The 19,887-nt window shown below is 69.5% G+C and carries 25 protein-coding genes; 15 read left to right on the top strand and 10 right to left on the bottom strand.

Annotation, left to right across the window (positions count from 1 at the left end; genetic code table 11):
• Positions 1-151: 151 nt before the first annotated feature.
• Positions 152-883, top strand: coding sequence for a FadR/GntR family transcriptional regulator (locus tag HWD99_RS10450; RefSeq protein WP_241796190.1), 732 nt, complete (start codon positions 152-154; stop codon positions 881-883).
• A gap of 53 nt (positions 884-936) precedes the next feature.
• Positions 937-1,392: a nucleoside deaminase gene (locus tag HWD99_RS10445; RefSeq protein WP_241796189.1), complete on the top strand. Its 456-nt coding sequence runs from the start codon at positions 937-939 to the stop codon at positions 1,390-1,392.
• 58 nt (positions 1,393-1,450) lie between these two features.
• Here HWD99_RS10445 and HWD99_RS10440 read toward each other — a convergent pair whose 3' ends face one another.
• Positions 1,451-1,936, bottom strand: coding sequence for an FBP domain-containing protein (locus tag HWD99_RS10440; protein ID WP_241796188.1), 486 nt, complete (start codon positions 1,934-1,936; stop codon positions 1,451-1,453).
• Between the two features lie 342 nt (positions 1,937-2,278).
• Between HWD99_RS10440 and HWD99_RS10435 the strand changes: the two genes are divergently transcribed.
• Positions 2,279-2,626, top strand: a complete 348-nt coding sequence (locus HWD99_RS10435; RefSeq protein ID WP_241796187.1) for a hypothetical protein — start codon at positions 2,279-2,281, stop codon at positions 2,624-2,626.
• A gap of 48 nt (positions 2,627-2,674) precedes the next feature.
• Here the strand turns inward: HWD99_RS10435 and HWD99_RS10430 are convergent, their stop codons facing one another.
• The gene (locus tag HWD99_RS10430) at positions 2,675-2,854 is read right to left on the bottom strand and encodes a hypothetical protein (protein ID WP_241796186.1); all 180 of its coding nucleotides are present in this window, start codon (positions 2,852-2,854) and stop codon (positions 2,675-2,677) included.
• On the opposite strand from HWD99_RS10430, the gene HWD99_RS10425 reads away from it, so the two are divergent.
• Positions 2,838-3,110, top strand: coding sequence for a hypothetical protein (locus HWD99_RS10425; protein ID WP_241796185.1), 273 nt, complete (start codon positions 2,838-2,840; stop codon positions 3,108-3,110). The two genes, HWD99_RS10430 and HWD99_RS10425, sit on opposite strands and share 17 nt — an antisense overlap.
• A gap of 168 nt (positions 3,111-3,278) precedes the next feature.
• A complete protein-coding gene (locus HWD99_RS10420; RefSeq protein ID WP_241796184.1) occupies positions 3,279-3,485 on the top strand; it encodes a CsbD family protein in 207 nt (68 codons plus the stop codon).
• 54 nt (positions 3,486-3,539) lie between these two features.
• Here HWD99_RS10420 and HWD99_RS10415 read toward each other — a convergent pair whose 3' ends face one another.
• On the bottom strand, positions 3,540-3,704 hold the full coding sequence (locus HWD99_RS10415) for a hypothetical protein (protein ID WP_167948911.1): 165 nt from the start codon (positions 3,702-3,704) through the stop codon (positions 3,540-3,542).
• 117 nt (positions 3,705-3,821) lie between these two features.
• On the opposite strand from HWD99_RS10415, the gene HWD99_RS10410 reads away from it, so the two are divergent.
• The 5 genes from HWD99_RS10410 (at position 3,822) to HWD99_RS10390 (ending at position 8,266) form a co-directional block, all read left to right on the top strand.
• Complete coding sequence (locus HWD99_RS10410; protein WP_241796183.1) at positions 3,822-4,088, top strand: Rho termination factor N-terminal domain-containing protein; 267 nt, start codon at positions 3,822-3,824, stop codon at positions 4,086-4,088.
• 7 nt (positions 4,089-4,095) lie between these two features.
• The gene (locus HWD99_RS10405; protein WP_241796182.1) at positions 4,096-5,172 is read left to right on the top strand and encodes a YbdK family carboxylate-amine ligase; all 1,077 of its coding nucleotides are present in this window, start codon (positions 4,096-4,098) and stop codon (positions 5,170-5,172) included.
• Between the two features lie 88 nt (positions 5,173-5,260).
• Positions 5,261-6,655 (top strand): MFS transporter, encoded by a 1,395-nt coding sequence (locus tag HWD99_RS10400; RefSeq protein WP_241796181.1) that lies wholly within the window; start codon positions 5,261-5,263, stop codon positions 6,653-6,655.
• A gap of 61 nt (positions 6,656-6,716) precedes the next feature.
• Positions 6,717-7,451: a DUF899 family protein gene (locus HWD99_RS10395; protein WP_241796180.1), complete on the top strand. Its 735-nt coding sequence runs from the start codon at positions 6,717-6,719 to the stop codon at positions 7,449-7,451.
• Positions 7,452-7,477: 26 nt separating this feature from the next.
• Entirely contained in the window at positions 7,478-8,266 is a 789-nt protein-coding gene (locus HWD99_RS10390) for an endo alpha-1,4 polygalactosaminidase (RefSeq protein WP_241796179.1), read from the top strand.
• Between the two features lie 14 nt (positions 8,267-8,280).
• Here HWD99_RS10390 and HWD99_RS10385 read toward each other — a convergent pair whose 3' ends face one another.
• Positions 8,281-9,741, bottom strand: coding sequence for an HNH endonuclease signature motif containing protein (locus HWD99_RS10385; protein ID WP_241796178.1), 1,461 nt, complete (start codon positions 9,739-9,741; stop codon positions 8,281-8,283).
• 90 nt (positions 9,742-9,831) lie between these two features.
• Here HWD99_RS10385 and HWD99_RS10380 point away from each other — a divergent pair, with 90 nt between their 5' ends.
• Both HWD99_RS10380 and HWD99_RS10375 read left to right on the top strand, forming a co-directional pair.
• Positions 9,832-10,497, top strand: a complete 666-nt coding sequence (locus HWD99_RS10380; RefSeq protein WP_241796177.1) for a DUF4352 domain-containing protein — start codon at positions 9,832-9,834, stop codon at positions 10,495-10,497.
• Complete coding sequence (locus HWD99_RS10375; protein WP_241796176.1) at positions 10,494-11,045, top strand: hypothetical protein; 552 nt, start codon at positions 10,494-10,496, stop codon at positions 11,043-11,045. Before HWD99_RS10380 ends, HWD99_RS10375 begins: the two co-directional genes overlap by 4 nt.
• Positions 11,046-11,416: 371 nt before the next feature.
• Here the strand turns inward: HWD99_RS10375 and HWD99_RS10370 are convergent, their stop codons facing one another.
• Positions 11,417-12,724, bottom strand: coding sequence for a hypothetical protein (locus tag HWD99_RS10370; protein ID WP_241796175.1), 1,308 nt, complete (start codon positions 12,722-12,724; stop codon positions 11,417-11,419).
• 147 nt (positions 12,725-12,871) lie between these two features.
• Between HWD99_RS10370 and HWD99_RS10365 the strand changes: the two genes are divergently transcribed.
• Entirely contained in the window at positions 12,872-13,309 is a 438-nt protein-coding gene (locus HWD99_RS10365; protein ID WP_241796174.1) for an SRPBCC family protein, read from the top strand.
• Between the two features lie 86 nt (positions 13,310-13,395).
• Complete coding sequence (locus tag HWD99_RS10360; protein ID WP_241796173.1) at positions 13,396-14,229, top strand: CPBP family intramembrane glutamic endopeptidase; 834 nt, start codon at positions 13,396-13,398, stop codon at positions 14,227-14,229.
• Here the strand turns inward: HWD99_RS10360 and HWD99_RS10355 are convergent.
• From HWD99_RS10355 to HWD99_RS10335, 5 genes are all read right to left on the bottom strand, one after another.
• Positions 14,191-14,451, bottom strand: a complete 261-nt coding sequence (locus HWD99_RS10355; RefSeq protein ID WP_241796172.1) for a hypothetical protein — start codon at positions 14,449-14,451, stop codon at positions 14,191-14,193. The genes HWD99_RS10360 and HWD99_RS10355 overlap by 39 nt on opposite strands.
• Positions 14,452-14,602: 151 nt before the next feature.
• Entirely contained in the window at positions 14,603-15,694 is a 1,092-nt protein-coding gene (locus HWD99_RS10350; protein WP_308220708.1) for an alkene reductase, read from the bottom strand.
• Positions 15,695-15,736: 42 nt separating this feature from the next.
• Positions 15,737-16,246 carry a MarR family winged helix-turn-helix transcriptional regulator gene (locus tag HWD99_RS10345; protein WP_241796171.1) on the bottom strand — a complete coding sequence of 170 codons (510 nt, stop codon included), beginning with the start codon at positions 16,244-16,246 and terminating at the stop codon, positions 15,737-15,739.
• A 106-nt stretch (positions 16,247-16,352) separates the two neighbouring features.
• Positions 16,353-16,808: a MarR family winged helix-turn-helix transcriptional regulator gene (locus tag HWD99_RS10340; RefSeq protein WP_241796170.1), complete on the bottom strand. Its 456-nt coding sequence runs from the start codon at positions 16,806-16,808 to the stop codon at positions 16,353-16,355.
• 1 nt (position 16,809) lies between these two features.
• Positions 16,810-18,531 (bottom strand): DHA2 family efflux MFS transporter permease subunit, encoded by a 1,722-nt coding sequence (locus HWD99_RS10335; protein WP_241796169.1) that lies wholly within the window; start codon positions 18,529-18,531, stop codon positions 16,810-16,812.
• A gap of 158 nt (positions 18,532-18,689) precedes the next feature.
• Between HWD99_RS10335 and dinB the strand changes: the two genes are divergently transcribed.
• The gene (gene dinB, locus HWD99_RS10330; RefSeq protein ID WP_241796168.1) at positions 18,690-19,886 is read left to right on the top strand and encodes a DNA polymerase IV; all 1,197 of its coding nucleotides are present in this window, start codon (positions 18,690-18,692) and stop codon (positions 19,884-19,886) included.
• The last annotated feature ends 1 nt before the right edge of the window (position 19,887 follow it).

The following is a 19,887-nucleotide window of genomic DNA, read 5'->3' as shown; positions in this document are numbered from 1 at the left end:
TCACGAATGTTAAATGCGGGTCTCAAACGCGTTTCACATCGTTCACGTCCTCTCTGCGAGGCAATCCGCTGAGAAACATTGGACATATCGTTGCCAGGGCCGACGATCAGCAGCTATGGTTCCTGATGTCGCCCGATCGAAAGGAAGCCGGATGCCCCTCGACACGGACCTCGCGCTTGCACGCATCCGTCCCGCCTACGACCAGATCGCAGGACAGCTGAAGCTGCTGATCCTGAACGGATCACTGGCCCCCGGCGAGCGCCTGCCCGTCGAGTCGTCTCTCGCTGCCGCCTTCGGGGTGTCGCGCAACACGGTCCGAGAGGCGCTGCGGATGCTGAGCTCGATCGGCCTCGTACGCACTGAGCGGGGTGTGAACGGCGGAACTTTCGTCGCCCAGGTCGCCGTCGACGACGTGAGCGAGTTCCTCGAGTCCCGACTCGGACTGCTCGTCGGCAGCGATTCGATCTCCCCGGCCGAGCTCACCGAGGCGCGCATCATGCTCGAGGTGCCGTGCGCCAGGCAGGCTGCGGAGCGTCGCACCGATGAAGACGTCGACGCACTGCAAGCACTCGTGGATGCTGAGCGTCAGGACCGCACGGGATGGAGCAGGGGCGAGCACAGCCACGAGTTCCATCTGCGGCTTCTGCGCGCCACCGGCAATACGGTGCTCGAGCTCATGCTCGCGCCCGTGCTCTCGATCTCCCGCCCCAACATGCTGCAGCCCAAGCCCGGCACGTGGGATGCCGCCAACGACGACCACGCGAAGATCCTCGACGCCGTCCGGCGTCAGGATGCCGACGCCGCGGCGCGACTCACGCTCGATCATCTGCACCGCGTGCGAGAGATCACGGACCCCGCCTACACCGACGACGACCACTCCTGACCCACCCCGACGACGACGTCGGTCACCCGCCCCTACAGAGAGGACGCACCACCATGACCGACACCACCGTCTCCCCCGTGGAGATCACCGACGAGATCGCCCGCACGTGGATCGACATCGCCCTCACCGAGGCTCGCGCCGGCGCGGAAGAGGGCGGTCAGCCCATCGGCTCCGTGCTCGTCGGACCCGACGGAGAGGTTCTCGGCCTCGGCCGCAACCGCTTCGTCCAGCGCGGCGATGTCTCCGCGCATGCCGAGACCGAGGCATTCTCGGACGCCGCGCACCGCGAGACGTACGCGGGCACCACGATGGTCACCACGGCAGAGCCGTGCTGGTACTGCTCGGGTCTGATCCGACAGTTCGGAATCAGCCGCGTCGTCATCGGCGCGGCGAGCGGAACGGGCGGTGCTGCGTGGCTCGAAGAACTCGGTCACGAGGTGCACCGCATCGACGACCCCTCGTCGATCGCGTACCTCGAAGGCCTGCGCGCGGGCTGGAAGAAGTCGTAACCGCGAGACCCGCGTCGAAGGGTCCGTCCTCCGTCGCGGAGGACGGACCCTTCGGGCGTCAGCCCTTCACCGCTCCGATGAACGCCGCCACATGCTCCTGCAGCTTGACGATCCGCAGCTCGCGCGCGAGCTCGCGGTCGTAGCCCTCGTAGGCCAGCGGCGGAAGGATGCGCACGTTCTGCGAGCATCCGAACTCCGCGCACACGAGGGTGCCGACGGTGTCGCCCTTGCGTCCGGCCGGCCCGGCCTTGCGCGCCACGTAGAGCTGCACGTCGTTGCGCAGCGTGACGTCTTCGCACCACGAGCACTGGGCCCTGGCGACGACGCGCTGCTCGGCACGCTGCAGGACGACACCGGTGGCGACGTCGTCGATCCACGTCACGACGTATGCGCGGCGCGGCAGCTTGGGGTCGACCCAGCCGAGGTAGTCGAGCTTCTCGACATCGAGGTCGGCGAAGCCGGGCGGCAGGGTCAGATCGGAGACCTCTTTGCGGGAGGCGTTGAGGAAGGAGGCGCGCAGGGTGCGCTCGTCGATGGGACGCATGAGGAGTGTGCTTTCGTGACGGCCGTCGGAGACGGCGGACGGAGAAGAGGAGCATCCGACACGGATGCGGGGATACGACGGATCACCGGAGACGGGATGTTCCGCCTCCGGCCGATCGTCAGCCTCTGTCCGCGGCGCGGAAGGCGCCTGCAGCTCCGTTCTGCGCCCGCTCCGGCATACGGAGAGCGCTCATCGACAACAGCATCCGGCGAGTCTACGCCCGTTTGTCTCACCCGGCGCCGGCTTTTGTTTCACCCCGTGTCGGCGCGGGTTCCGTCTGCGGCGAGGCCGACCTACTCTTGCCGGAACGTCCACTCACGTCCGCTCACGAAGGAGACCACCGTGTCCACGCCGCTGAACCGCCTTTCGCCCCTCCCGGTGCGTGAGCGTTCTGCGTGCATGTGCCGTCACGGGTTCACGTGCTCCTCGTTCGAGGCGGGTCACGCCCTGCACCTGATCCAGGCGCGCATCGCCTCGGCGACGCCCGCCGAGTGGGTCGACGCGATCGTCGAGCGCGCGGACGCCGCGACCGGCGACCTGACCGTGCGCATGCTCGACGGCAGCGCGCACTCGCTCTGGAACGGCTCGGGCGCAGCACTCGAGGCTCCCGCGGGCACCCCGGTCGCGCTGCACGTGCGCTACGGCGTGCTGGCGATCGGGCGCACGCAGTTCAACGTCGCGCTCGTCTGATCGTCTCGTCTCGGGCGGCTGCGTCGTCCTGTCCGACGACCGGGCGGGTCAGGCTGCCGCCATCATCATGTCCTTGACGGCCATGCAGGCGTCCATGCAGTCCTTGCACGCCTGAGCGCACATCCGGCAGACCTCGCTGTGGGCGGCGTGCTCCATGCACTCGTCCATGCACATCTGGCACATCGCGATGCACGCGTCGAGCATGGCCATCATGGTGGCGGGCGTCATGCCCTGCATCCGCATCATCGACCGCATCATCGTGTTGCACATGTCGGCGCAGTTCATGCACGCGGGGGCGCAGTCCATCATCTGCGTCGAACAGACGGTGCACGCCTGCTCACACGCCGAACACGCGTCCATGCACGCCTGCATGACGGCCATGTCCATCATCGCCATGTCGGTCGACTCCATGTTCTTCGACATGGCGCCCATCATCATCGAGTCCATCGCACACCGCTTCCGTCGTCGGCCGCAGCCGAGCTGAGAGCGGGCAGGACCACCCGCCTGTGGCCCACGCTAGTCGCCCGAGGCCTCGGCGTCGACCGCCGATCGCGTGCTCTCATGCGCGCCGGTGGTTGTCAATCCCGTGGCCAGTATCCGTGGCGCGTGTGATCGTGGCAGTCCGTTGATCAGTCGAGGAAAGGACACGGACATGAGCGCCGGAGACGACATCAAGAACAATGCCGAGAAGCTGGCCGGCAAGGCCAAAGAAGGTCTCGGCAAGGTGACCGACAACGAGAAGCTCGAGGCCGAGGGCCGCGCGGACCAGACGAAGGCATCGGCCAAGCAGGCCGGCGAGAACGTCAAGGACGCGGCGCACAAGGCCGGCGAGAACCTGCGGGACGGCTTCACGGAGTAAAGCCCGCGGACACGGAGAAGGGCCCGCCGGAAGGCGGGCCCCACTCCTTCGGGTTCAGCGCGTGCGGTTGCCGGAGATCGATCGGATCAACCAGGCGATCACGGCGATGGCCAGCAGCACGAGTCCGACCCACAACAGGAACTGCAAGGACTGCACGAGTCCGCCGGTGATGGCGAGGATGATCGCGATCACGATGACGATGATCAGAAGGATGTTCATCGGTCTTCCCTTCTTCTGGGGCGCGGAGCGCCCGCCTAGGGCTCTCAACCTAGACCTGACGAGACCGCATCCCCGAGGGGCTTGACGCGAGGCTTCCGCCCGTGTGAGGAGTACGACATGCCAGGACGCAGGAACAGCTCGCTCAAGGATCCGGAGCTCTACGAGGAGCTCCGCGACGACGGGGCGTCGAAAGAGAAGGCCGCCCGCATCTCGAACGCCGCTGCGCGCGACGGCCGCAGTGCCGTCGGTCGCCGCGGGGGCGAGCACGGCGACTACGAGGACTGGACCGTCGACGAGTTGCGCGCCCGGGCCAAGGAGATCGGCCTGACCGGCTACAGCCGCCAGCGCAAGGCCGACCTCATCTCCGCGCTGCGGAATCACTAGGCCGCCGGTGGCACGGTTCGGGATCGAGGAGGAGTTCGTCCTCCTCGACGAGAAGACGCTCGTTCCGCTGGCCATGACGCCGGAGTCACGGGCCCGACTGGTGGGCACTCGTCCCGCCGGGGTGGTCACACCCGAATACCTGACCTGCCAGATCGAGACCGCCACAGCGCCCCTCGAGACCCGAGACGAGGCCGCACGCCAGCTGCGTGCGATGCGCGAGATGCTCGGCTCCCAGGCCGCCGAACACGGGGCGATCGTCGCCCCCACCGGCACCCCTTTCATCGCGCCGCACCGGTTCATCGTGTCGCGCTCGCCGCACTACGACGCCGTCGCCGGTCACCTCGCCGAGATCACCCGGGAGCACGAGGTGAACGGGCTGCACGTGCACGTCGAGGTCCTCGACGACGAGGAGCGGGTGCGTGCCGTCAACCGTGTGCGACCGTGGCTGCCGGTGCTGCTCGCCCTCACCGGCAACGCGCCGTTCACGAAGGGGCGCCCCTCGGGGTTCGCCAGCTGGCGCAGCATCCTGATCCGACGTCTGCCGTCGTCGTGGAGCCCGCCGCGCTTCGTCGACCTCGCCGACTACCGTGCGCGGGTCGACGAACTCGTCGACATGGGCGCGATCTCGGAGGCGAGCTCGCTCTCGTGGACCATCCGCCTGTCGGAGAAGTTCCCGACGGTCGAGGTGCGCGTATGCGATGTGCAGCTGACGACCGAGGACACGCTGCTCGCCGTCGCGCTCATCCGCGCTCTGGTGCTCAGCGGCGAACTCGGCGATGCACCCGCCGTGTCGCACGACGCGATCGACTCGTCGCTGTGGACGGCGGCGCGACAGGGACCGGACGCCCGGATCGTCGACCCGCGCACCGGCGAGATCGCCCCGGCGCAGGAGGTGCTCACGGCGCTGCTCGAGCGCCTCTCCGACACGCTCCGGCAGCACGGCGACGAGGACTTCGTGACGGATGCCGTGGCGCGCATCCGCAGCGACGGCACCGGCGCTCAGCGTCAGCTGCGCGCCCACGCCGAACGCGGTGTCGGCGGGCTCCGCGATCTCTACCGCTCGGGCACCGCGCCCCTGCACTGACCACCGCACGTGCGGCCGGCCGCCCGCATTGACGGCCGACCTCGATGCCGACCGCCCGGCGGGGTCGCGGCGGCAGTAGTGTCGGCCTGTGGCATCCTCTCGCTTCGCTCCTCCGCAGCGGCTCGTCATCTCGGTGGCGGTGCTCGCATCGTTCGTGACGTTCCTCGACGGCACGGTCGTGACGGTCGCGCTGCCCGCGATCAGTCGCGAGCTCGGCGGCGGCATCACGACGCAGCAGTGGGTGGTCGACGCATACCTGATCACGCTGAGCGCGCTGATCCTGCTCGCCGGCTCGCTCTCCGACGCCTACGGGCGGGTGCTGGTCATGCGTGTCGGGCTGATCGCGTTCGGCGTGGCCTCGGTCGCGGTGGCCGCAGCTCCCGATCCGCTGATCCTCATCATCGCGCGTGCCGCGCAGGGGGCAGCCGGAGCGCTGCTGGTGCCGAGCTCGCTCGCCCTGATCACCGCGACGATGCGCGGCGATCTGCAGTCTCGCGCGATCGGCGTCTGGACCGCGTTCACGACGGGCGCGCAGCTCGTCGGCCCGCTGCTCGGCGGACTCTTCGTCGACTTCCTGTCGTGGCGGCTCGTGTTCCTGATCAACGTCGTGCCGATCGGGGTGACGCTCGTGCTCCTCGCCCGACTGAAGCTCTCCGAGCGTCCGAGCGGTGTGCGCGTCGACTGGCTCAGTGGAGCGCTGTGCGCGATCGGTCTCGGCGCGGTCGTGTTCGCGCTGATCGAGCAGCCGAACCTGGGCTGGTCCTCCCCCGCCATCTGGCTTCCCGGGGTCGTCGGCGCCGCTCTCTTCGCCCTGTTCCTCGTGCGCCAGCAGCGGTCGCCCGCACCTCTCATGCCGCTGTCGCTGTTCCGCGTGCGTGACTTCGCGTGGGGCAACCTCGCGACGCTGTTCATCTACGCGGCCCTGTCTCTGAACGGCTTCGTGATCGGCGTGTACCTGCAGCAGGGCGCGGGCCTCAGCGCCACCGCCGCGGGGCTCGCGAGCCTGCCGGTGACGGTGCTCCTGATCCTGCTCAGCTCTCGCGCCGGATCGTGGGCGGGCCGCTTCGGACCCCGCATCTTCATGACGGTCGGCCCGCTGGTGATGGCGGTCGGCGCGCTCATGCTGCTGCTCGTCTCCGAGAGCTTCGACTACTGGTGGCAGGTGCTGCCCGCGATGATCGTGCTGGGTCTCGGCCTGGCGCTCACGGTCGCGCCGCTCACCTCCGCGATCCTCGGCGCGATCGACGAGTCGCGCTCGGGCATCGCCTCGGCGGTGAACAACGCGGTCTCCCGCGTCGCGGGACTCCTCGTCGTCGCGATGCTGTCGACGATCATCGGCGGCACTCTCGATCTCGGCGGATTCCACAACGCCGCCTGGGTCACCGCCACCCTGTTCGCCGTCGGAGGCGTCGTGTCGTGGATCGGCATCCGCCGCAACCCCGCGGAGGACGCCCCCGACGAGACCGCCGCCGCGGCGCGTTGACGGTGTCGGCGGGCGGGCGCAGACTGAAGACACCGTCTCCCCGAGCCCCCGGAGGTCACTCGTGAGCACGATCCAGGATTCCCCGTCGCAGAATCCCCTTCCGCCCGTCGTCGACGCCGACACGTGGCGGCGCGAGCTGGATGCGCTGCGCGTGCGCGAGAAGGCGGCGACGCGCGAGCTCGATGCGATCGCCGCGCAACGCCGCCGTCTGCCGATGGTCGCGCTGCCGGAGTACACGCTGGTGGGCGCCGAGGGGCCGGTGCGGCTCAGCGAGGTCTTCGACGGGCATCCGCAGCTCATCGTCTACAACCACATGTGGTCGGACGGCAACGAGTGGCAGTGCCCCGGATGCACCGGTTTCACCTCGCAGTTCACCCGGCTCGACGTGCTCGAGCGGTACTACGACGCCCGGTTCGTGATCGTCACGAACGGGCCGATCGACGAGGCGCTCGCGTATCGCGAGCGGGTCGGCAACCGCATGGCCTGGTACTCGAGCGCCGACAGCTCGTTCGGGTCCGACATGGACGCCGGGCCGAATGAGGGTTTCGGGGTGAACGTGTTCCTGCGCGACGGCGACACCGTGTATCGCACGTGGCACACGAACGGGCGCGGCACCGAGCGCCTCAGCCATCTGCAGGGCCTGGTCGACCTGCTCCCCTACGGCCGCCAGGAGGAGTGGGAGGACTCTCCCGAGGGGTGGCCGCAGCATCCGACCTACGACCGGGGCATGGGGTCGAAAGAGGTCGCCGAGCTGTACGGCGCACCGAACGGCACCCTGCAGGGAGCGGCATCCTGAGGCGCGCATCCGGGTCGGCCGTCGCCGTGCTGCTCGCGGGCCTCGTCGCGCTGACGGGGTGCGCACCGGATGCCGCCTCCAGCGCCGCCCTCGCCCTGCCGCCGGCCGGCGCGACCCCGGACTATCAGCTCGGCGGAGCCTACGACCCGGCCGACGGCGTCGGCATCGTGGGGCGCGACCGGTCGGACCCTCCCGCCGACGGGATCTACTCGGTCTGCTACGTGAACGGGTTCCAGACGCAGCCGGGTGAGCTCGGCGACTGGGACGACGAGCTGCTGCTGCACCGCAGCGACGGCGAGCCGGTGTTCGACCCCGATTGGCCCGACGAGGCGCTGCTCGACACCTCGACCCCGGAGAAGCGCGAGGGCATCGCCGACCGGGTCGGCCCCTGGATCGAGGGCTGCGCCGACGCCGGGTTCGCCGCGGTGGAGTTCGACAACCTCGACTCGTACACGAGGTCGGACGGGGCCCTCACCCTCGACGACAACCTGGCTCTCGCGACACTGCTCGTCGACGTCGCCCACGCGTCGGGGCTCGCCGCAGGGCAGAAGAACGCCGCGGAGGATGCACAGGAGCTGCGCGACCGCGCCGGATTCGACTTCGCCGTCGTCGAGGAGTGCGCCGCCTACGAGGAGTGCGCGGCGTTCACCGCCGTGTACGGCGACCACGTGATCGACATCGAGTACACGGACGAGCTGCCGCGATCGTTCGAGGAGATGTGCGCCGACAGCGAGTCGCCGGCATCCCTGGTGCTGCGCGACCGCGATCTGCTCACGCCCGACGATGAGGGGCACGTGTTCGAGACCTGCCCCTGAGGATGCCTGCGGGATCAGACGAACATGACTCGTCGTGGTGGTGGGTCTGTGTAGGTGCGGCCGAGTGGGCTGGTCCAGGTGATGGTGCCGTCGGGTTGTTGGTGTGCGGTCCAGCGGTGTCGGTCGTGGATGTCGGGGTGTTTGAGGGTGTGGTGTCGTCGGCAGAGGTGGCTGAGGTTGTCGATGCGGGTTCTGCCGCCGCGTGCGTGGTCGTGGGTGTGGTCGATGTCGAAGCGGTGGGTGGGCATGCGGCAGCCGGGGAAGCGGCAGTGCTGGTCGCGGGCGCGGAGGAAGCGGCGCATGGACTCGGTCGGGGTGTAGGTGTCGGTCTCGACGATCAGCCCGGACGGGTCGAGGAACAGGCGCGTCCACCCGGTGTTATATCCGGCGAGGCATCGGGCGATCTCGGGGGCGAGGGGGCCGTGCCCGTCGAGCTCGGCGGGATGGTCGTCGTCTCCGGTCAGGGTCGTCGCGGCGACGGTGACCTGGATGCGCGCCCGGATGTTCTCGAGTCCGGAGCCGTTCTCGGGGCTGGGTGTCGCGGCGAGCAGCAGGTCGGCGAGGACGTCGGCGCGGATCTGGTCGATCGTGCGACGGTCGTTCTCGAGGTGTTCGATGTCGGGGCTGGTCGGATCGGTCATCGGGTCACGCCGGCCCGTCAGCGGGTCGGTGGTGAACGTGTCCGACTCGCCGAAGATCACGCCGCTGGTGACGTACGCGTCATACTCGGGGTCTTCGGGCGAGAAATCCCGCAGATCCCGGAATCCCTCGCCACCGTCGTCGTGTGGGGGAAGGTACGGGTCGCCCTCGTCGCGGGTACGGATGATCTCGCGTGCCATCTGCGTGAGCCGGTCGAGGATCCCTTCCGCGATCCACTCCGGCAGCACCGCGCTCAACAGGGCGAGCCCGTCACCGACCGAACGCACCTGCACGCACCGCTCCTCGACCGCCTTACGCTGCCGAGCCACGAGCGTCACGCCCGCCACTGTCGCCGCCACCTGCCGGGCGTGTGCTTTCGTGCGCGCCGCCGTCTCCCTCTCGGCGAACACGAGCACCGCCGCCTCATACAGCCCCATCGTGTCCGCGCTCACCGTGCCGTCATCGATCGCTTCGCTGACGATCATGCTCGCCCGCACGATCTCTCGCACATGCGCGACACTGATCACCCCGGTCGCGAATGCCGCACGCGTCGCAGGCAGAGCACGCGACAACGTCCGCGCGTCGGTGAACGAATACTCGACCGACCCCGTACTCAGCCGCCCCGCAGCCGCATACTCGGCGATCATCGACCGCTGAATCGCATCACGATGAAAAGGACTCTCCACCACATCCGCCTCACGCACCGCGATCCGCTGGACCAGCAGCTCACTCGCCTGCGCCTCGAGCGCCGCGATCCGTCGCCGCACCTCGACCCACTCATCGAGCAGCCGACAGCGCTCCTCGAGATCGAGGTCGAGATCAGTGCGGGTGGTCATACCTCCAGGGTAGAACAAATGTTCGAGTGAATGCATGGCTACTCGAGGAGGATTCCGGCATCCCCGAATGCTCGTCGCTAGGCTGACCTCGTGACCATCAGGGGGGACGTGGCCGGCGGTGCGCGCGCGATCGCCGCTCGATGGGTGCGCGCGATCGCCGACCTGCCCCGCGGGATCTGGGTCGCGGCCGCGGCTCTCGCTGCACTGCTCATCGTGATCATCGCGACCGGCGGACTCGCTCAGGCGACGGCCGAACCCCGCAGGGTCGACGTAGGAGACGAGGTGCGCACGGGCCAGCTGAGCGTCACGGTGCTCGACGCCGAGTTCACCCGAGAGGTCGAAGCGGAGTATCTCGATGCCGACGACGGCGAGGTGCTGCTCGTCATGACGATCGCGATGGAGAACCTGACCGACAGGCCGATCGGCGTCGGCTCCACGGCCGACCGGATCGACACGAACCTCGTGAACCACGATCGGCCTCTGCTCGACCTGGCCGACGTCGAGGCGACCGACAGCGCCTACGTCTGGCGAGCGGACGGGTCAGCGGGCCAGGTGTACCTGCAACCCGGGGTGCCCTCGGACATCACGATCGCGTGGCCCGTGCCGGAGGCGACGATCACCGACGCCACGGTGTCGCTCGATGTGCATGAGGCGTCGATCAGCACCGGCGCCGTGGTGCTGTCGTCTCGTGTCGTGACCTGGCGAGCGGACGATGTCGCGGCGCGCATCGTCGTGCCCGTGAGGGAGACATCGTGAGGCGCGCACTGCCCTGGGTGCTCGGCGCCGCCCTCGTGGCCGGAGCCGGGCTGGTGACCGCCGCGACACCCAGCGACGAGGATGTGGTGGGACCGATCACGATTCACGGATCGGCCGGTGAGGCCGTCGCGTCGCGCTCGATCATCGCGACCGTCACGGACGCGACCTTCGCCGACGAGGTCGCCGAGTCCCACTGGAGCGCCGAGGGCAACTGGCTCGTCATCACCCTCGACGCCTCCGCCCGGTCCACCGAGATCGACGCGAAGATCACCCTCGCGACCCTCACGGTCGACGACCGCGTCTTCCAGGCGAGCGAGCGTCCGTCGACATCGCTGCGCGGCACCGCGCTGCGCGTCGGCACGGACACGGCCGGCTCGCTCTCGTTCGAACTGCCCGCCGAGCTCGACAGCGGCACCGCCGAGCTCGCCCTCACACCGTCGTACTTCACCCCCGAGCTCGACGATCTCGTGGTGATCTCGATCGAGCTCGACGACCTTCCGCGCGTCCCCACCGTCGAGCTCGTCGCGCCCGAATGGAGCGCTCGATGAGCGGCTCTCACCCGACCTGGTGGCGCACGCAGCGCACGGCGCTGATCGCCCTCGCGATCGCCGCCGTCGGCGTGCTCGGCGCCAACCTGTGGCTCGATGTGATCCCGAACACCCGGCAGGCCGATCGCGTGATCGAGGCCGGTTCCGACTCCGCCGCCACGATCTCCGGTCAGGAGCTCGAGCTCGGGTTCGTCGAATGGGGCGAGTTCGACGCTCCCGAGGGATCCCGCACGCTGAGCATCCGCCTGTCTGCGAGCGGTGGACCGGATGCCGCGTCCTGCGGCGCCGCGATCCTCACCGAGCAGTCGTCATCGCGTACCTGGGTCAGCTCACGACGCGGAATCGACGTCGACTCCGACCTCGGCGAGAGCTCATGTGTCGCGGAACCCGCGTCGTACCGCATCCTGCTCGTCTTCCTGCTGCCCGACGACGCGGAGGGACCCTTCGTGCTCGACATCGAGGGCGACGACTCCGACGTCGCCCGCTTCTCCGTCGACCCCTGAGCCGTCTCTGCCGGTCGGTCGCGTGTCGAGTCCCGCCTTCGGCCGACCGATCACCCGGTCGTAGGCGGTGGCGACGATCGCGACGCGCAGCGGCTCGGCGATCGCCGCGACAGCCACGGTCACGAGCGGGAACACCCCCGCCCAGAATCGCAGGTCGTGGCCGCCGATGAGCTGCAGCACCCCCCTGGTCGCGAGCTGTTCGGCGAAGGCCCAGCCCGCATACGCGAGGACGAAGCCGCCGAACAGCGCCGGCCCCCCTCGCCAGATCACCGTGACCGCAGCCCAGAGCCCCTCGAGGCGCATCACGAGCGTGCGGGCGACACTCATCGCCGCACCGCGCACAGCACCGCCCGGACCGGCCGCCCACCGCGGGAACGACGGGGTGGAATCGAACGCGGTGCCGAAGATCACGCCCGCGACCGTCAGCCAGGCCGCGGGGACCAGAAGTGCGGCGGCCACGATGCCGAAGAGCCAGGTCGCTCCCTCCCACAGGACCGCGACAGGCTCGAGGTTGATCGCGAACCAGTCGCCGAATCCCTGCAGCCAGCCGACGGCCGCGCGCTCGCCGACCCACGCGAGCACGCCGTTCCACCATCGCGCGACCAGCACGAAGAGCATGAACGTCCACAGCACCTCGGTGTACGCGGCGAGCACCACGGTCCATCTCGGCAGGCGGGACGCGAATCGGGTGAACAGCAGACGGGCGACCAGCGCGATCACCAGCACGGCCACCGGCAGCACGCCGACGGCGATCACCCCGCCGCGATCGCCGAGCTGGTCGGCCTGCATGCCCGTGTCGGCGAGCCCGACGGCCAGGGCGACGCGGAAGAAGTCGATGAGGTCGGCATCCAGCAGGCCCCACGCCGTATAGAAGGCGAAGAACGGCAGGATCGCCGCGAGGGTGGCGGAGGCGAACTCGCGGAGACCACCGGCATCCTGCCTGCGACTGTGCGGCAGCGACGGCCGCACAGTGAGGTACATCGCGACGTAGGAGACGAGCCGCGCGGCCACCGCGAGCGGCAGCAGAAGGAGTCCGCCGAGGGTGGTGTGACCGCCCACGAATCCGGCGAGCTCGATCAGCAGTCGATGCAGGGCCTCGCCGCCGAGGTACCAGGCCATGAGCGCGACGCCGTGCCGCGCGAGGACGCGCCCGAAGGTGCGGAGGACCTGTGCCATGTGCCCCACCGTATCGGTCGCGCTGTCCGCGGCGCTCGTCAACCCCCTTCGCGACGGTGCATGCGCGCGAGCACTATGCAGGGACGAGGATGCCGGCGCCTGAGACCGCGCCGACAGCCGAGGTACGCCGAGAGACAGGACCCCGCCATGGCCGAGAACGTGCGCACCATGAAGTGCCGCCCGGAGGACGTGTTCCGCGTGCTGGCGAACGGATGGCTGTATCCCGCCTGGGTGGTCGGAGCGTCGCGGATGCGCGATGTCGACGCATCCTGGCCGCAGTCAGGCGCCGAGCTGCACCACTCGGTGGGCGTGTGGCCGGCGCTGCTCGACGACACCACCGTGGTCGAGGAGTGGTCTCCGCCGAACCGCATGGTCATCCGCGCCCGCGGTTGGCCGATCGGCGAGGCACGGGTCACGCTGCGGGTGCGCTCGTACGACGGCGGCTCGATGGTGCGGATCGACGAGGAGCCCGTGAAAGGGCCCGCGACGCTGCTGCCCGCCCTCGTGACGGCGCCTCTCCTCCGCCTGCGCAACGCCGAGACCCTGCACCGTCTCGCGTACCTCGCCGAGGGGCACGCCGACTGACCACGCGACGGCGCCCGCGCACCGAGACACCCCACCCATATATTGGTTACGAGCCGCGACCTCCGCGGACGACGGAGGAGACGGTGATGCCCCAGGACCCGATGCAGGCACCCGAGCGACACCAGTCCGGCTGGCGGCGCTTCTGGGAGAAGGGCGGCTGGTGGCGGGCGGTCGTGCTCGTCGTCGTCTACTTCGCGCTCTACAACGGCCTGTCGCTGCTTCTCACGCCGCTCGCCGAGCAGATCGACGATCCGCAGAGCGTCGCGGCCATCCTGGTCTTCTACGCCATCCCGGTCTTCATCGGATGCATCCTGCTCGTCGCCTTCGGCGCGTCGGTGGGGTGGCTGCCCGAGCTCTTCCGCCCGCAGCCGATCCGAGGTCGCGGGTGGATGTGGATCGCGATCGTCGTTGTGCTGCTGTTCAACGTGCTGCACCTGCTCTCGATCGACTACGGCACGGCTGGCGCCGAGGTCGTCGCGACGTGGCTGCTCGCCGGCGTCTTCATCGGCTTCGCCGAAGAGGTCCTCACCCGCGGCTTCGTCGTGAATATGCTCCGCAAGTCGGGCAACCGCGAGATCGTCGTCGCCCTGGTCTCCGCCGCGCTGTTCTCGCTGCTGCACGCGGGCAACCTGCTGTCGGGCCAGTCCCTCCTCGCGACGGGGATCCAGCTGGTCTACACGTTCTTCTTCGGTATCTGCATGTATCTCGCGATGCGTGTCACCGGCACGATCATCGCTCCGATCCTGCTGCACGCGAGCACCGACCCGAGCATCTTCCTGCAGGCGACCTACCCTGCCGACGGCCCGATCGGCGCCTTCGCGGGGCTGGGCAACATCGCCGTGATCGTCTTCGGGCTCATCGCCCTGTTCTTCATCCGCGGCTCAGTAGTCCCAGTCGAGCGGACCGGCGTTGAGCGGTAGGTAACGGGCCTCGTCCGGGGCCCGCTCGGGCTGCACGGTCACCACGACGCGCGTGCCGGCGCAGACCAGCACGCTCACCAGGTCGTTCCCGGCGGTGAAGTCGACGAAAGCCGGCTCAGACTTCGCCGCGATCTCGATTCGATCCATCAGATCCACGAGGTCCTGTTCGGGCGCCAGCACGAACTGGTCGTCATCGAACGCGATCCGGGTCTGCTTCTTCATCTTCTCCCCCTTTGATCGGGAGACGTGAGTGCGCCTCTCACGGAGAACGCTACGAAGCGACGGCTCGGTCACGAAGGGCCTTGCGTGTTCGGAGGCATCGTGCTTCCGTCGGCGCGCCCGCCGGGAGAGACCTCCCGGCGGGCGTGAGAGGTCAGCTCGCGTCGGCGCGCGCGACCTCGAGGGACGGGTAGTCCGTGTACCCCTCGGCGGTGCGGCCGTAGAACAGCGCAGGGCGCGGCTCGTTGAGCTCGGCATCCTGACGCCAGCGCTCGACCAGATCGGGGTTCGCGATCGCCGGGCGGCCGGCGGCCACCGCATCGGCCCAGCCCTCGGCCACGAGCGTTTCGGCCTCGTCGCGGCTGGTGGGCGCGGCGAAGCCGGAGTTGATGATCAGGGGTGCGCCGAGGGTGCGGCGGATTCGCTGCACGAGCTCGCTCGTCGGCGCGGCGTTCAGCACGTCGACGAAGGCGAGGTCGAGGGGCGCGAGACCCTCGGCGACGGCGAGGTATGTGGCGAGCGCGTCGGCGTCGTCCTCTTCGAGCACGCCCTGGATGTTGTGCTGCGGCGAGAGGCGGATGCCGGTGCGGTCGGCTCCCACGGCGTCGGCGACCGCCGTCGTGACCTCGATCGCGAAACGGGCGCGGTTCTCGGGCGATCCGCCGTAGCGGTCGTCGCGGACGTTCGACACCGGCGACAGGAACTCGTGCACGAGGTACCCGTTCGCGCCGTGCACCTCGACGCCGTCGATGCCCGCGGCGATCGCGTTGCGCGCGGCCTGCGCGAACTGCTCGACCACTCCGGGGATCTCGTCGAGCGTCAGGGCGTGCGCGACCGGCATGGCGGCCTTGCCCTCGGGCGTGTGGGTCTCGCCGGGCGCGGCGAGCGCGCTCGGGGCGACCACGCGCGGCTCACCGGAGATCGCCGGATGCGAGACCCGGCCGCCGTGCATCAGCTGCATGACGATCGTTCCGCCGGCCTCGTGCACGGCGTCGGCGATGAGGCGCCATCCCTCGATCTGCTCCGCCGTCACGATGCCCGGCTGCCCGGAGTACGACTTGCCCTCGGCCGCGGGCCACGTGCCCTCGGTGATGATGAGCCCGAGACCGGCGCGCTGCCGGTAGTACTCCACCATCGGCTCGGTGGGCACGCCCGCGTCATCGGCGCGGGTGCGAGTGAGCGGCGCCATGACGACGCGGTTGGACAGCGGGAGGGCGCCGAAGGCGGCAGGTTCGTAGAGAGTCACAGTGAGGGACAAGACCGGCGACCTGCGGGGTATTCCCCGGGGTCAGGATGCGGCGGTATCGCCGTCGGCCCCTCCGGGCGCAGCCGGCGCAGCGGCCGGCGTCGGCAGCTCGCCGCCCAGGTCCGACAGGAGTCGCGTGAAGTGATCGAGGTCCTCGGCCGACCAGCGGCGCAGGCGCTCTCCGAGGCGCGCCTCGTAGCGCGAGCGTGCGAGCGCGACGCGCTCCTGCGCGAGCTCGGTGGCGACGAGCACGCGGGCCCGCCGATCGTCGGGATCGCGGACGCTCTCGACGAGTCCCAGCTGCTCGAGCTGGCGCACATGACGGCTGACGGCGGACTTGTCGGTCTGCAGCCGTTCGATGATCGCCCCCGCCGAAGTCGCCTTGCCCGTGGCGATGGAGGTCAGCACCTGGTACCCGAGCGGCTGCAGGTCGGGATGCACGGTGATCGCCGCCTCACGCCAGCTCACGCGGATGCGGGCGAAGAGCCGGCCGAGCTCGTGCTCCACGCGGGAGACGGCCTCATCGAGGTCGGCGCTGTCGGAGGCACTCATGCTCGCCAGCTTACGGCGAAGTCAGAATGCGTCGAATCGCTCATCCGGGCCGCCTTCGCGTGCGAGACGGCACCGGATGAGCGATTCGACGGAGACGGAGTGAGGATCAGATCTCCGACAGGAGGCGGAAGACCTTCGACGCGGCATGGACCTCGTCGGAGGTGAGCTCGGCGAGCACGGCCCGCAGACGCACACCGTGCTCCTGGCGCAGCTCGGCGAGCGCGACCTGCGCGGCCGGCGTCGCCGTGAGCACCCGCAGCCGGCCGTCGCGCTCGTCGGGCCGGGACTCGATGAGACCCAGCTCCTCGAGCATCCGCACCTGGCGGCTGATGACCGACTTGTCCATCTCGAACCGCTCGGCGAGCTCGTGCGCGTTGGCCGTGCCCGCCCGTTCGATGAAGGTCAGCAGCTTGTACCCGCCGACCTGCAGCTCCGGGGCGATGCGGGCCGCCGACTCCCTCCAGAGCGTCCGAGTCCTCGCGAAGATGAGGTTCAGATGCGCCTGGAGGTCGCCGATCGCGTCCTCGAGGTCCGGTGCCGTGACGGCCTCCGTGGTGGCCATGTCAGCCCCTCGACTCCCGGCCCTCGCGCTCGCCTTCGCGCTCCAGCACGGTCACCGATCCGGTCGCCGTGGCGGCACCCGGGGTGCGGATGGCTCCGGTCGAGAGGTTCGCGCCGACCTCGGCCCCGGCGACGTCGATCGCGGAGTCCTCGGCCTGGTCGCGCAGCTGCTCGGCGGCGTTCTTGGTCGACAGCGGCTTGTTCTTGATGAAGGCGATCGCGATGATCGAGATCACGGCGAGCGGGATCGCGATGATGAACGAGTCGGCGATGCCGTGGCCGTAGGCGCTCTCGACGATCGCGCGGATCGTGTCGGGCAGCTGCGTCACCTTCGGCACGTCGCCCGAGGCGAGGTGCGTGAGGGCGTCGACCTCGTCCGGCGTGGTCGGCGTGAAGCCCTTGAGCGCGTCGGTCATGTAGTTCGCGACGCTCGTCGACAGCATCGAGCCCATCACCGTGACGCCGATGGTGCCGGCGATCGTGCGGAAGAAGTTGACGTTCGACGAGGCTGCGCCGAGCTGCTGCGGGGCGGTGTCGTTCTGCACGATGAGGGTCAGGTTCTGCATCACCATGCCGAGGCCGGCACCGAGCACGAACATGTACACCGCCACCAGCGGGAACGGGGTGTCGTAGCGCAGCGTCGCCATCAGCGAGACGCCGACCGTGGTCAGCACGGAGCCCGTGAGCATCCACCCCTTCCACTTGCCGAAGCGGCTGACGAGCTGGCCGATGATGATCGACGCACCCATCTGCCCGATGATCATCGGGATCGTCATGAGGCCGGACTCGGTCGGCGTGGCGCCGCGGGCGAGCTGGAAGTACTGCGCCAGGAAGACCGAGGTCGCGAACATCGAGACGCCGATCGCGATGGATGCGATGACCGACAGCGTGAAGGTGCGGTTGCGGAACAGCGACATCGGGACGATGGGTTCCTTGACGAAGAACTCGACCGTGATGAACGCGGCGAGCGCGACACCGGCGGTGACGGCGAGCATGATGCTCGTCGAGGAATCCCAGTCGAACTGGCTGCCGCCCATCGACACCCAGATCAGCAGGGTGGAGACGCCGACGGCGAGGAGCACGATGCCGAAGTAGTCGATCGACACCTTGCTGTCACGCTGCGGCTTGGGCAGGTGCAGCGTGAACTGCAGCAGCACGAGGGCGAGGAGCGCGAACGGCACGCCGACGAAGAAGTTGGAGCGCCAGCCCCACACGTCGGTGAGCAGGCCGCCGAGCAGCGGGCCGCCGATGGTGCCGAGGGCCATGATGCCGCCGACGACGCCCATGTACTTGCCGCGCTCACGTGGCGAGATGATGAGGGCCACCGCGATCATGACGAGCGACATGAGCCCACCGACGCCGATGCCCTGGATGACGCGGACCGCGATGAGCATGTTCGTGTCGGTGGAGAACCCGGCGATCACGGTGCCGGCCGTGAAGAGGATGAGCGAGATCTGGACGAGGATCTTGCGGTCGACGAGGTCGGCGAGCTTGCCCCAGATGGGAGTGGAGACGGCGGTGGCCAGCAGGCTGGCGGTGATGACCCAGGTGTACTGGGACTGCGTGCCGCCGAGGTCGGCGATGATGACCGGCATCGAGGTCGACACCACGGTGCCCGAGAGCACGGCGACGAACATGCCGACGACGAGACCGGAGATCGCGGTGAAGACCTCGCGCGGCGACCGGGTCGCCTCCGGCGCGGAGGAAGAGGGAATAGCTGTCACAGTGGTGAGACTCCTGTGTAGAAAGTTGATTGGTGTCAACTATATCGTGATCGTTGATTTAGTGCAACTGTCGTTGCGGGTCAACTATTCCCGGGTCGCGCACCGCACTCCGATGTCGGTGGCCCGTGCGACGATCTGCCCGTCGAGAGGAGCGCAGGATGCGGGGCGAAGCCACCGTGCTGCATGCGGATCTCGACGCGTTCTACGCCTCGGTCGAGCAGCGCGATGCGCCGGCGCTGCGCGGCAGGCCCGTGATCGTCGGCGGCGGGGTGGTGCTCGCGGCGAGCTACGAGGCGAAGGCCCGCGGCGTGCGCACGGCGATGGGCGGGCGCCAGGCGCTGCAGCTCTGTCCCGACGCCACGGTGGTGCCTCCCCGGATGGAGGCGTACAGCGCGGCCAGCAGAGACGTGTTCGCCATCTTCCGCGACACCACGCCGCTCGTCGAGGGTCTCTCGATCGACGAGGCCTTTCTCGAGGTCGGCGGGCTGCGCCGCATCGCCGGCACGCCCGAGACCGTCGCCGCTCGACTGCGCGAGCGGGTGCGCGCCGAGGTCGGGCTGGCGATCTCGGTCGGCGTCGCCCGCACGAAGTTCCTCGCCAAGGTCGCGAGCGCGGTCAGCAAGCCCGACGGCCTGCTCGTCGTCGACCCCGCCCGGGAGGAGCAGTTCCTGCACCCCCTGCCCGTCGAGCGACTGTGGGGCGTGGGCGCGGTCACCGCCGAGAAGCTGCATCGCCTCGGCATCCACACGGTCGGCCAGCTCGCCGACCTCGAGGCGGCGACAGCCGAGCGCCTGCTGGGGTCGGCGACCGGCGGGCACCTGCACGCGCTCGCCCGGCTGCGGGATCCGCGACCCGTCGACACCACGCGACGACGCGGATCCATCGGCTCGCAGCGCGCACTCGGCTCCCGCCCCCGATCCGCCGAGGAGCTCGACCTCATCCTCACCCAGATCGTCGATCGGCTCGCCCGCCGCCTGCGCGACGGCGAGCGCACCTGCCGCACGGTCGTGCTGCGCTTGCGCTTCGGCGACTTCACGAAGGCCACCCGGTCACGCACCGTCGGGGTCGCCACGGTGCGCACCGCGACGCTGCTCGCGGTGGCCCGAGCGCTGTTGACGGCTGCGCTGCCCGAAATCGAGTCGCGGGGCGTGACCCTCATCGGCGTCTCCCTCTCCCAGCTCGATCGCGCCGCGCATCTGCAGCCGGAGCTGCCGATCGACTGGGGCGACGGAGAGCGCATCGACACGGCGCTCGATGCGATCCGCGACCGCTTCGGAGCGGAGTCGATGGGGCGCGCGACGCAGCTCGGGCGCGACGCCGGCTGGTCGACGCCGGTGCTCCCCGAGCACGAGTGAG

The organism is Microbacterium sp. C5A9, from assembly GCF_022627955.1.
In the GTDB taxonomy this organism is placed as follows: domain Bacteria; phylum Actinomycetota; class Actinomycetes; order Actinomycetales; family Microbacteriaceae; genus Microbacterium.
This window is presented reverse-complemented; position numbering and strand designations above follow the sequence as displayed.